The organism is Amycolatopsis sp. NPDC054798, assembly GCF_053611505.1.
In genome coordinates, this window is the sequence record NZ_JBSHAM010000034.1 from 59933 (window position 1) to 72208 (window position 12276).

At 72.3% G+C, this 12276-nt stretch carries 10 protein-coding genes; 8 read left to right on the forward strand and 2 right to left on the reverse strand.

The genetic code is table 11. The features are described from left to right. Window positions 1-86 precede the first annotated feature (86 nt). From ACWGIC_RS21885 to ACWGIC_RS21920, 8 genes are read left to right on the forward strand one after another with little or no spacing between them, the layout of a single operon-like run. Window positions 87-2732, forward strand: a complete 2646-nt coding sequence (locus ACWGIC_RS21885; protein WP_452077790.1) for a GNAT family N-acetyltransferase — start codon at window positions 87-89, stop codon at window positions 2730-2732. A gap of 21 nt (window positions 2733-2753) precedes the next feature. Next, window positions 2754-3878: an acetate/propionate family kinase gene (locus ACWGIC_RS21890; RefSeq protein ID WP_452077791.1), complete on the forward strand. Its 1125-nt coding sequence runs from the start codon at window positions 2754-2756 to the stop codon at window positions 3876-3878. Beyond that, complete coding sequence (locus ACWGIC_RS21895) at window positions 3844-4254, forward strand: hypothetical protein (RefSeq protein ID WP_452077792.1); 411 nt, start codon at window positions 3844-3846, stop codon at window positions 4252-4254. The genes ACWGIC_RS21890 and ACWGIC_RS21895 overlap by 35 nt, the downstream gene beginning before the upstream one ends. After that, the gene (locus tag ACWGIC_RS21900; RefSeq protein ID WP_452077793.1) at window positions 4251-4868 is read left to right on the forward strand and encodes a hypothetical protein; all 618 of its coding nucleotides are present in this window, start codon (window positions 4251-4253) and stop codon (window positions 4866-4868) included. Before ACWGIC_RS21895 ends, ACWGIC_RS21900 begins: the two co-directional genes overlap by 4 nt. A 9-nt stretch (window positions 4869-4877) precedes the next feature. Further along, the gene (locus ACWGIC_RS21905; protein ID WP_452077794.1) at window positions 4878-7550 is read left to right on the forward strand and encodes a cation-translocating P-type ATPase; all 2673 of its coding nucleotides are present in this window, start codon (window positions 4878-4880) and stop codon (window positions 7548-7550) included. Continuing rightward, window positions 7547-9790: a phosphoenolpyruvate synthase gene (gene ppsA / locus ACWGIC_RS21910; protein ID WP_452077795.1), complete on the forward strand. Its 2244-nt coding sequence runs from the start codon at window positions 7547-7549 to the stop codon at window positions 9788-9790. Before ACWGIC_RS21905 ends, ppsA begins: the two co-directional genes overlap by 4 nt. 29 nt (window positions 9791-9819) lie before the next feature. Continuing rightward, window positions 9820-10323 (forward strand): universal stress protein, encoded by a 504-nt coding sequence (locus ACWGIC_RS21915; protein ID WP_452077796.1) that lies wholly within the window; start codon window positions 9820-9822, stop codon window positions 10321-10323. A gap of 10 nt (window positions 10324-10333) precedes the next feature. Further along, on the forward strand, window positions 10334-11035 hold the full coding sequence (locus ACWGIC_RS21920; RefSeq protein ID WP_452077797.1) for a CBS domain-containing protein: 702 nt from the start codon (window positions 10334-10336) through the stop codon (window positions 11033-11035). 234 nt (window positions 11036-11269) lie between these two features. On the opposite strand, the gene ACWGIC_RS21925 is transcribed toward ACWGIC_RS21920, so the two are convergent. After that, window positions 11270-11533: a hypothetical protein gene (locus ACWGIC_RS21925; RefSeq protein ID WP_452077798.1), complete on the reverse strand. Its 264-nt coding sequence runs from the start codon at window positions 11531-11533 to the stop codon at window positions 11270-11272. A gap of 6 nt (window positions 11534-11539) precedes the next feature. Then, window positions 11540-12133 (reverse strand): phosphotransferase family protein, encoded by a 594-nt coding sequence (locus tag ACWGIC_RS21930; protein ID WP_452077799.1) that lies wholly within the window; start codon window positions 12131-12133, stop codon window positions 11540-11542. Between the last annotated feature and the right edge of the window lie 143 nt (window positions 12134-12276).

The window sequence follows — 12276 nt, forward strand, 5'->3', positions numbered from 1 at the left end:
ACCACACCCCGCCCCTGCCCTGCCGCGCGCCGCGGGGGGGCCGGTGCCCGGCCCCGCCCCCCCGCCGCGCGCAGGGAGGAGTTCCGATGAGCGCGGACCAGCCCGCACGGGTGCTGCTGGCCGACGGACAGGTCGGCCTGGTGCGTCCGCTCGGACCGGCCGACACCGAGGCCGTGCTGCGGCTGCACACCGGCCTCGGGGAGCGGGACCGGTACTTCCGGTTCTTCGGACCGCTTCCGTCCACTGTGGACAAACTGGCGGCGGAGATCGCCGGCACGTCCGGCGACGGCCACGCGGCCGTCGGCTGTTTCCTCGGCGAGCGGCTGGCCGGGGTCGCGCACTGCGAGCGGATCGGGCACAGCGCCGAGGCCGAGATCGCGCTCGTCGTGGACGGGAACCAGCGCACGCACGGGATCGCGACGCTGCTGCTCGAACACCTCGCCGCGGCGGCCCGGGCGCGCGGGATCGACCGGTTCGTCGCCGAAGTGCTCGCGGAGAACGCGAAAGTGATCCGGGTGTTCGCCGAACTCGGGCTGCCCTACGAGATCGACCACGAGGGCCCGGAATGGTCGGTCACCATCTGGCTGGACGGCGAGGACCGCTATCCGGACGCGTTCGCCCGGCGCGACGAGGTCGCCGAAGCGGCGAGCCTGGCGCATCTGCTGCGTCCGGCGTCGGTCGCGGTGATCGGCGCGGGCAGGCGGCCCGGTTCGGTGGGGCACGCGGTGCTGGCGAACCTCCTGGACAGCGGCTTTCCCGGCTCGGTGGAGGTCGTGCACCCGGTGGCGGAAGAGATCCTCGGCGTGCGCTGCGCGCCCTCGGTCGCGGACCTGACCCGGACCCCTGAGCTGGTGGTGATCTGCCTTCCGGCGGAGGCCGCCGCCGACGCGGTGGAGGAGTGCGGCAAACGCGGGGTGGCCGCGGCCGTCATCGTTTCGTCCGGGCTGACCGGGACCGCGGCGGGCACGCGCGTCCGGGACGCGGTGCGCAGGCACGGCATGCGCCTGGTCGGGCCGAACTGCCTCGGCGTGCTCTCGACGGATCCCTCCTGCCCGGTGGACGCGACGTTCCTCGCCCGCCGTCCGCGGGCCGGGAGCATCGGCGTCGCGACCCAGTCCGGCGGAGTCGGGATCGCGCTCGTCGAGGCGCTGACCGGACTCGGCCTCGGGCTTTCCTCGCTGGTCTCCACCGGCGACAAATACGACGTGAGCGGCAACGACCTGCTGCTGTGGTGGGCGAGCGACCGGCGCACCGAGACGGTGGTGCTGTACCTCGAATCTTTCGGCAATCCCCGGAAATTCGCCCGGCTCGCGGCCCGGCTCGCACGGACCCGGCCGGTGCTCGCGGTGCGGGCCGGGAGCGGCGGGACCGCCCAGCGCGCCGCTGCTTCGCACACCGCGGCGGCGGCGACTCCGGCGGTGACCCGTGACGCGCTTTACGCCCAGGCGGGCATCATCGCCGTCGACACCGTCGCCGAACTGGTCGATGTGCTCGCCGGTGTGTCCTGGCAACCGCTTCCGCGCGGCCGCCGGGTCGCCGTCCTCAGCAATGCCGGCGGAGCCGGGGTGCTCGCGGCCGACGCGTGCGAGCGCGAAGGGCTCACGATGGCGAGCCTGTCGGCGGAGACCGCGGCGAACCTGCGCGAGTTGCTCCCCGCCGAGGCGGCGGTGCACAACCCGGTGGACACGACGGCAGCGGTTCCGGCGGAGAAATTCGGGCAGGCACTGAGGATCGTGCTCGACGACCCCGGCGTCGACGCGGTCATCGCGGCGACAGTCCCGACCGCCGTGGGCAATCCCGCCGCCGCGCTCGCGGACGTGCTCCCTGGGGCAGGCAAGACTGTGCTCGCGGTCCGGCCGGGACAACGGGAACGCGTGGCGCCGCTGTGCGCGGACGGACCCGCGGTCACCGCGTGCTACGACGACCCGGCGACCGCCGCTCTCGTGCTCGCCCGGCAGGCCGAGTACGCCGAATGGCTCGCTCGGCCCAGGACTGACGCCACGCCGCTGCCGGAGATCGACGCCGCCGCGGTGCGGAAGTTCGCGACGGCACGAGCGGCGGAGCGCGAAGGCTGGTTGTCGCCGGAGGACGCGGCGGAACTGCTCCGGCTCGCGGGGATCCCGCTGGTGCCGACCCGCTACGCCCGCGACGAGACCGAGACCGTCCGTGCCGCCGAGGAATTCGACGGACCGCTCGCGGTGAAGGCGGACGCCGAGGGACTGTTGCACAAGTCCGCGGGCGGCGGTGTGCTGCTCGGCGTCGAGGGACCGTCCGGCGCGCGGGACGCGTACCGGCTGCTGCTGACGCGGTTCGGTCCGGCGCTGCGCGGCGTGGTGATCCAGCCGATGGCCGACCGCGGCCGGGAACTGCTCGTCGGCGTGCGCTCGGACCCGGTCTTCGGCCCGCTGGTGGTGTTCGGGCTGGGCGGGGTCGACACCGATCTGGTGGCCGACCGCGCCGCGCGGCTCGCCCCGCTCGCCGGGCCGGACTCGGAACTGCTGCTCGACGGCCTGCGCTCGGCCGAAGCGCTGTGGGCGTCCGGCATCGACCGGGCCGCCGTGCGCGAACTGCTGCTCAAGACCGGGCGGCTGGCGACGCTCGTGCCGGAGCTGGCGGAGCTCGACCTCAATCCGGTGGCGGCGCGGGCGCACGGCTGCGCCGCGCTCGACGTCCGGATCCGGCTGGAACGCCGGAAGCCCGCCGATCCCTACCTGCGCAAGCTGTCCGGCTGAGCCGAGCACGAGGAGAAGCCAGTGCGAATCCTGACCTTGAACCCCGGCTCGTCCAGCCTGAAGGCGGCGGTCGTGCACGACGGCGTCGCCGTCGGCTGGGCGGCCTGGCAGAGCGAGATGTCCCGCGCCGTCGCCGACGCCGTGGAGCGCTGGCCGAGGCCCGACGCGGTGGCGGTGCGGTTCGTGCACGGCGGCGCGCAGAAGACGCCGGTTCTGGTGACCGAAGAGGTGGTCGCGAACCTCGACCGGCTCGTCCCGCTGGCCCCGATCCACCAGCCGCTGTCGCTGGACGTCGTCCGGCAGGTCCGGGAGCTGCTGCCCGACGTGCCGGTGGTGGCGTGCTTCGACACCGCGTTCCACGCGGACCTGCCCGCCGCGGCCGCGCACTATCCGCTGCCGCGCGAGTGGACCAGGCAGAACCGGTTGCGCCGTTACGGTTTCCACGGTTTGTCGGTCCAGTACGCGGTGCGCCGTACCGCGGAACTGCTGCGGCGACCGGCGAACGAGCTGCAGCTGGTCTGCGCGCACGTCGGTGCCGGGGTTTCGGTGACCGCGGTGCGCGACGGGCGGAGCGTGGACACCTCGATGGGGTTCACCCCGCTGGAAGGGCCCGCGATGGCGACCCGGTCCGGCTCGATCGACCCGGGATTGCTGCTGCACGTCATGAAAACCGCGCCGATGGGACCCGACGAGCTGGCCGACGTGCTGTGCCTGCGGTCCGGGCTCGCCGGGATGAGCGGGACCAGCGGCGACCTCGGAGAGGTGCGCGCGGCGGCCGCGGCCGGGAACCCCGACGCCGAACTGGCGGTCGACGTCTACGTGCACCGGCTCCGCCGGGAAATCGGGGCGGCCGCGGTCAGCCTCGACAGGCTCGACGCGCTGGTGTTCACCGGCGGAGTCGCGGAATACCAGCCCGACACCGTCGCCGAGGTCGCCCGCGGCCTCGGGGTGCTGGGCGTGCGGGTGGGGGCGCTCGAGAGGTCCGACGCGGACCGGGTGATCAGCGCGCCCGGCTCGGCCGCAGCGGTGCTCGTCGTCCGCGCCCGGGAAGACCTGGAACTCGCCTGCGGCGCGGAGGCCGTGCTCGCAGATCCCCGAAATGAGGTGCATCGTGCACGTACTGCTGACCGAAGCGAAGTTCGGTGACTGCGACGCGCTCGCCCAGCCGTTGCGGGACAACGGGTGCCGGGTCAGCCGGTGCCATTCGCGGGAAGGGATCTGCCGCGCCCTCGTGCCGGGCTTGTCGTGCCCGCTCGACGACCGCGCCGATCCGCCGGTGCTCGCCGTGGACGTCCGCGGCAGCGGGGACGAGATCACCGCGCGCGAGTTCGGGGTCGTGTGCGCACTGCGGAAACAGGTCCCGGTGGCGCTCGTCCCGCCGGAGCCGGGGCTGCCGGTGGCCGCGCCCGCGGGGCTCGCGGACCTGGCCACGGTGACCGACGCCGCGACGTTGCTGGCGACCTGCCGGGCAGCGCCCCCGATCCCGAGGCCGAGGCCGGAACCCGCCGGAGCGTTCGGATGACCGACGTCGCTTTCGCCTGGGACCGCTGCGCGCGGGCGGTGCTCGTGGACGCGCTGGCCCGGCTGGACGTGCGCCGCTTCGTGGTCGAGACCAGGCCCGGCGAGCTGGCGATCGCCCGAGTCGGCCGCCTCCGGCACGATCCCGGCGGACGCCACGTGCTCGCGGGATGCGGCACCGCCCTGTCCGCCGCCTGGATCGTGCTGCGGGGACTGGGAATCCGACCGGTGCTGTCGTTCCCGGAGGATCCGGGCCGTCCGGACGTCGTCGCGGCGGTGACCCCCGGAGCGGACGACCCGGCGACCGTGCACGACTGGAACCGCTACCTGGCCCTGCGCGCCGTTTCCGGGCCGCGGCGAGGACGTGCGGTGCCGGTCACCGACCCGGGCGTGCTGGCGGAACTGGCTGAGGAGAACCCGTGGCCGCGCACCCGGGTGACGCGGGACCGGGGCCTCGCGGTGGTCGCCGAAGGCGCGAGCTGCGTCGACCGCGTTCTGATCGGCGCGGCTGTCCATTCGCTGCGGGTCGCCGCCGCGGTCCGCGGATTGACGACTGAGGTGCGCCCAGGTGGCCAGGGCAGCTTGCCGCAGGCGGTTCTTCTCGTGTTCGAGAGCTGAAGGAGTCCGATGACCACGCATCTGCGTACGCCGCCCGAGACAGCGGAGCCGGAGGTCGACGCGCGGGAGCCGATCAGCCTGCTGCTGCGCGATCTCCGCTCCGTGCCGGGCGGGCTGAGCGCCCGGGAAGCTGCCCGGCGGCTGCAGGTCTACGGGCCGAACGAACTGCCGCACAAGGGCGGCAGGCAATGGCCGCTCGCCTTGCTGCGCCAGCTGGTCCACCCGCTCGCCCTGCTGCTGTGGGTCGCCGCCGGGCTGGCGTGGTTCGCCGGCACGACCAACCTGGCGATCGCGATCGTCGGGGTGATCATCCTGAACGGCCTGCTCGCGTTCTTCCAGGAACAGCAGGCCGAACGGGCGGTCGAAGCGCTGGGGAAGTACCTGCCCGAACGCAGCGCGGTGCTGCGCGACGGCGTGGTCGTGCACCTCGAATCGGCCGGACTGGTCCGCGGCGACGTCGTCCTGCTCGCCGAAGGCGACCGGGTGCCCGCGGACGCGCGGCTGGTCGAAGGGACTGTGGACGTCGACGCGTCGATGCTCACCGGCGAATCGGCTCCGGTGACCCGGACCGCCGACGCCGTGGACGACGCGGACCGCCCGCTGGATTCCCCGGTGCTGGTCTTCAGCGGCACGGTCTGTGTGGCGGGCTCGGCGCGGGCGGTGGTGCACGCGACCGGGCGGCGCACCGAAATCGGCCGGATCGCGTCGCTCTCCGCCCGGATCGGCCGCGAGGAGAGCCCGCTGGAGCGGCAGGTGCGACGGGTCGCGTGGCTGATTGCCGGGGTCGCGGTGGTCGTCGGGGTCGGGTTCCTGCCGCTCGGTGTCGCGGCCGGGCTGTCGTGGTCGGCCGCCTTCGTGTTCGCGATCGGCTTGCTGGTGGCGAACGTGCCCGAGGGACTGCTGCCGACGATCACGCTGGCGCTGGCGGCCGGGGTGCGGTCGATGGCGAAGGCGGGCGCGCTCGTGAAACGGCTGTCGGCCGTGGAGACGCTGGGTTCGACCACCGTGATCTGCACCGACAAGACCGGCACGCTGACCCAGAACTCGATGCGGGTCGAGGAACTGCGCGGCCCGGACGGTGCGGAATCCGCGTACCCGCGTGAGACCGCCGAAGTCCTCGCGCGGTGCAGCACCGCGGACCTCGTCAGCGAGTCCGGCGATCCGACCGAACTCGCGCTGCTGCGGTTCGCCGCGGACCACGGCGCGACCGTGACCGCGAGCGCCCGCGAGGGCGCACGGAAAGCGTTGTACCCGTTCGATCCCCGGCTCAAGCGGATGTCCACAGTGGACGTTGTCGACGGCGGCCTCGTCGTTGCGGTGAAGGGTGCGCCGGAGCAGGTGCTCCCGTTGTGCACCACGGAACTGGACGGGGAGGAGCTGACCGCGGACCGGCGGTCCGAACTGGCCGCGCTCGTCGACAGCATGGCCGGGCGCGCGCTGCGGGTGCTGGCGGTCGCCCGGCGGGAAGCGCCGGCGATCCCGGGCAGCCGCGCCGAAGCGGAGAACGGGTTGTGCCTGCTCGGTTTCGTCGGCCTGGTCGACCCGCCTCGCCCGGAGGTCGCCGAGGCGGTCGCGGACTGCCATTCCGCCGGGATCATCGTGCACGTCGTGACCGGGGACAACGGGCTGACCGCGGCCGAGATCGCCCGGCGGGTCGGCATCGGCGCGGACCGCGTGGTGGACGGCACGACGCTCGCGCGCATGCCGGAGCCGGATCTCGACGCAGTGCTCGCCGGGGGCGACGAGGTGGTGTTCTCGCGCGCTGCGCCGGAGGACAAGCTCCGCATCGCGGACGCGCTGCGCGACTGCGGCGAGGTCGTCGCGATGACCGGCGACGGAGTGAACGACGCACCCGCGCTGCGGCGGGCCGACATCGGTGTGGCGATGGGCGTCAGCGGCACCGACGTGGCGAAGGAAGCCGCGACCGTGGTGCTGACCGACGACAACTTCGCGACCATCGTCGCCGGGGTCCGCGAGGGCCGCCGGGTCTTCGACAACGTCCGCAAATTCGTGCTCTACATCTTCGCGCACGCGGTGCCGGAGATCCTGCCGTTCCTGCTGTTCGCGATTTCCGGCGGCGCGATCCCGTTGCCGCTCACGGTGTTGCAGATCCTCGCGATCGACCTCGGCACCGAAACGCTGCCCGCGCTCGCGCTCGGCCGGGAACCCGCCGAGCCCGGGCTGATGTCCCGCCGGCCGCGCTCCCGCCGCGAAGGCGTGGTGACCGGCCGGATGCTCCTGCGGGCCTGGGGAATCATGGGCGTGCTGTCGGCGGTGCTCGTGCTCGGCGCGTTCTTCGCGGTGCTGTACGCCGCGGGCTGGCATCTCGGCGCGGACGTGTCGGACGGCGCGCCGCTGCACCACGCTTACCTTCAAGCCACGACAGCCAGTTTCGCCGCGATCGTGTTCTGCCAGATCGGAACCGCGTTCGCCGCCCGCACCGAGCGGGTGTCGTTGCGCGCGATCGGTCTGGGCACCAACAAGCTTCTGCTCGGCGGCATCGCGTTCGAACTCGTTTTCGCCGCCGCGCTCATTTACGTCCCCTGGCTGCAGGGCGTTTTCGGCACCGCGGCGTTGCCCGCGTGGGTGTACGCGGTGCTGGTCCCGATGCCGGTGCTCGTCTGGGGCGCGGACGAGCTGTTCCGCCGCCTGACCCGCCGTACCCGAGGAGGATTGTCATGACGCAGGTGCGAAAACTCGCCGAGATCCGGCTCGCCGACGCCGAAACCGCCGGCGGCAAGGGGGCGAACCTCGGCGAGCTGATCGCCGCGGGCTATCCGGTTCCGGACGGGTTCGTCGTCACTCGCGACGCCTACTGGTCCGCGCTGGAGGCAGCCGGGGTCCGCGCCGAGATCGCCGATGTGCACGCGAAGGCGCTGACCGCGGTGGACGACGCGCAGGAACTGGCGGCCGCGTGCGAGCGGCTGCAGGAGCTGGTGCGGTCGGCCGGGATGCCGCCGGAGCTGGCGGCCGAGGTGACCGGCGCGTACCGGGCGCTGGGCGATCTGCCGGTGGTGGCGGTGCGTTCGTCGGCCACCGGCGAAGACGGCAGCGAAGCGTCCTTCGCGGGCATGAACGCCAGCTATACGAACGTCGTCGACGAACAAGCCTTGGCCGCGCGGGTGGTCGACTGCTGGGCGTCGCTGTTCTCGCCGCGCGTGGTGAGCTACCGGGCGAGCCGGGGATTCACCGGCGAACCGGCTATCGCCGTGGTCGTGCAGCGGATGATCCCGGCCGAGCGGTCCGGCGTGATCTTCACCGCCGACCCGCGCACCGGCGACCGCGACCGGGCGGTGGTCGAAGCGGTGTTCGGCCAGGGCGAGGCGATCGTGAGCGGTGCGGTGGACCCGGACACCTACGTGGTGGACAAAGAGGACCTGCGCGTGCTCAGCGCGCGGATCGGGGCTCAGTCGCACAAGATCATCCCCGAAGCGGGCGGGGGAGACGTGAAGGTCGCGCTGACCGCGCAGGTCGGCGGACGGCGCGTGCTCGACGACGCCATCGTGCTCGGGCTGACGCGGCTCGCCTGCCGGGTCGAGGAGCACTACGGCGTGCCGCAGGACATCGAGTTCGCGATCGCCGAGCACAAAACGTGGCTCGTGCAGTCCCGCCCGATCACCACCCTGCCGCCGGTCCAGGAAGGCGGAACCGGCGTGCTGGTCTCCGGACTGGCCGCCTCGCCGGGCGTGGGCAGCGGCGCGGTCCGGGTGCTGCACGACCCGGCCGAGGCTCGGCGGCTGCGCGACGGCGAGGTGCTGGTGGCCCCGATGACGACCCCGGACTGGGTGCCGGCGATCCGCCGCGCGGCGGCGCTGGTCACCGACGGCGGCGGCATGACCTGCCACGCCGCGGTAGTCGCCCGCGAGCTCGGCGTGCCGTGCATCGTCGGCACTGGAGACGCGACGCGCGTGCTCGCGGACCGCACGCTGATCACCGTCGACGGCACGACCGGCGAGGTGCGGGCGGGAGCGATCGCGCGCGAGACGGTGCACGCGAAACCGGTCGCCGCGCCCGCTGCCGCGGAGGCGATCGGCACCCGGCTGTACGTCAACCTCGCGATGCCCGACCACGCCGTCGAGGTCGCCGCGCAGCAGGTGGACGGCGTAGGCCTGCTGCGCGCGGAGTTCCTGCTGACCTCGGCGCTCGGCGGACGGCATCCGCGCGACCTGCTCGCCCGCGGCGAGCAAGAGTCCTTTGTGGACTCGATGGCGGAATCGCTGCTCGAGATCACCACCGCGTTCGGCAACCGCCCGGTCGTCTACCGGGCGACCGACCTGCGCAGCAACGAGTTCCGCGGCCTCGAAGGAGGAGCCGAGTACGAACCGGTCGAGAACAACCCGATGATCGGCTACCGCGGCTGCTACCGGTACGTGCGCGAGCACGACCTGTTCGCGCTGGAGCTGCGCACGCTGGCCAGGGTCCGGGAACGGACGCCGAACCTGCACCTGATGATCCCGTTCGTGCGCACGAAGTGGGAATTGGAGGCGTGCCTGGAGGCGGTGGACGCGAGCCCGCTGGGCAAGCAGCGCGGACTGCACCGGTGGATCATGGCCGAGGTTCCGTCGGTCGTGTTCTGGCTGCGCGAATACGCCGGGCTCGGCATCGACGGGGTGTCGATCGGCAGCAACGACCTCACCCAGCTGATGCTGGGCGTCGACCGGGATTCGGCGGTGTGCGCCGAACTGTTCGACGAGGCCGACCCCGCGGTGCTGGACGCCATCGCGAGGATCGTGCGGACCGCCCGCGACCGCGGCATCACGTCGTCGCTGTGCGGCCAGGCCCCGTCGACGAACCCCGCGTTCGCCGAACATCTCGTGCGCGCCGGGATCACGTCGATCTCGGTCAACCCCGACGCGATCGGTGCGGCACGCGCCGCGATCGGCGCGGCCGAACGCCGCGTCCTGCTGGAAAAGGCGCGCTGAGCGCCGGAGATTGTGCGGAGGAGAAACCCATGACCACTGCGAATGAAAAGGAAATCGTCGTAGGCGTCGACGGATCGGCGGGCAGCGCCGCGGCGGTCCGCTGGGCGCTGGCGGAGGCGAAGGCCAGCGGCCGGACCGTGGTGGCGCTGCGGGCCTGGACGTTCGACCCGCTCGCCGACCTGGAATCGGCCGTCACCCGCTCGCCGGACGAGATCGCGTCCCGCTACCAGCACGAACTGGACCAGGTGCTGACCGAGGCCCGCGTCGGCGCCGAGGCCGCGCAGGTGCGCAGCGGCACGATCGACGGCGCGCCCGGTCCCGCGCTGGTCCGCGCGTCGGCCGGGGCGGCGATGCTGGTGCTGGGCAGCCACGGGCACAGCCGGGTGCTGCGCATGCTGGTCGGCTCGGTCTCCGAATACTGCCTGCGCCACGCGCGCTGCCCGGTGGTGATCGTCCCCGCCCGGTCGGCCGAAGAACGGGAACCGCTGCCGGAAGCGGCCGCGGGCGCGTACTACCCCGGACCCCTGTTGTGAGGAGCGGAAAATGAAAAGGACACGCCGGATCCGCTCGGTGATGACGACCGACGTCGCGCGGGTCGCACCGGGTACTTCGTTCAAAGCTGTCGCCGCCCTGCTGGAAGAACGCGGCGTGGGCGGCGCGCCGGTCGTCGACAAGGACGGCCGGGTGCTCGGAATCGTTTCGAGCGGAGACCTGCTGGAGCGGAACGTCGACCACCGCGGCATCGGACCGCAGGCGCGCCGCGGCAGGCACAAGGCCGAAGCGCTCTTCGCGGCCGATCTGATGACGTCGCCGGCCGTCACTGTGGGCGTGGACGACGACGTCCTGCGCGCGGCCCAGCTGATGGAGACGCACCGGGTGCACCGGCTGCCGGTGCTCGAAACCGACGGCACGCTGGCCGGGATCGTCTCCCGGGCGGACCTGGTGCGGGCGTATTTGCGGCCGGACAACGACATCCGCGACGAAGTGCGCGACGAGGTCCTGAAGCGGGAGATGTGTGTCGACCCGTCCACGTTGTACGTTTCGGTGTACGACGGGGTGGTGTCGCTGAGCGGGGCGGTCGAGCGGTACAGCATGATTCCGGTGCTCAAAGCCCTCGTCGGCCGGGTCGACGGGGTGGTGGAGGTGCGGGAGCATCTGCGGGTGGAGCTGGACGACCGGAACATCCGGCCGGGGGAGCCCGCGGCGACTGGGTTGTTCCCGGACCGGTCGATCCATCGGCCCTGAACCTGAAGGTCTGTGAAGGGAACCTCGGGGAGAGTACGCGCGCGCTGATCTGGTGGTTCGCGCGGCGAACCTCTCGCCTGGCCGTGTGCTGTGCCACCGGGTTCGGACCAGGGCCCCGAGCGCGCTGTTGTACTCGGGTTCCGGTCCGCGGCGCACCCACCGAACGGCCGGGCAGCTGGGTAGTTAGGCAGTGTGGTGGGCGCGCGTCGGCGATGCCGGTAAGCCGCCTGGTTTCTACGGCAACGCGGCCCATCCGGGCCAGGGGCGCGGGCCGCGCTTGCCCTGTATGCACTCGACCCGGAGCACTGCCTGGTCATTCGCGGGCGAGTTCTCGGCGGCTGCTTGCACGGCCATGCATGTCATCCGGAATTCCCGGATATCTCGGAACAGGTCGAACCCGGCCCACCGTGTCACGTCGCGGCCGTACTCCCCGACGAACGAGCGGTAGTCGTCGTCGCTGATCCACCCGAATGAACTGCGCTTGATCGCCGTGTGCACCAGGTCCTATTCCGACGGGCCGATCGAAGTCCGCTCCAAGTCCAGGAAGACGACCTCGCCGAGCTGTGTCGAGACCACGTTGCCGGCCCAGGCATCCCCGTGCACTACGCATTCGGGCAGGCCCTCGGGCCTGCCCGCCCACTGCTTGCGCAGCTCGGCCAAGTGGTCGAGCAGCCATGACCGATCTGATTCGGTCAGTGTCGTCGCGTGGTTTATCCGGCCGGCGAGCCGGATGAACGGGTCAATTCTGCCGAGGTCTAAGCCAGTTGGCGGTCGTGCGTTGTGCAGCTGGCGCAACGCCTGCGCGACTTGAACAGGTGTGCCGTACTCGTGTGGCGGCAGCTCGTGCCAAAAGGTGACGGCTCGGCCGTCCACATCGAGCGGTTGGTTGTCTGGCTCAGTGACTTGAACAGCAGGGATACCAGTGCTCCGCATCCACCGGGCCACAGCGACTTCGCGACGAGCCGCCGCGAGCTGACCGGAGCGGGCAATCCGTACGATGACCCCCGCCCGAAGCCGGAAGATCGCGTTCTCTCCGAGGCGAACCACGTCGGCACCCGACGAGTCGAGTCCTGCTTGCGCGCAGGCAGCGTCGAGCACGGAGCGTGCAGCCTGCTCTAGTCCGTTCATGGCGCGCTTCCGATCGTCTCCGTCAGCCGAAAGGTGCCGGATGGGGACCCAGATGGAAAATGATTACCTAAAGGTTGCCCCCACGGACAAACGGACGCCCGCGACACCAACCG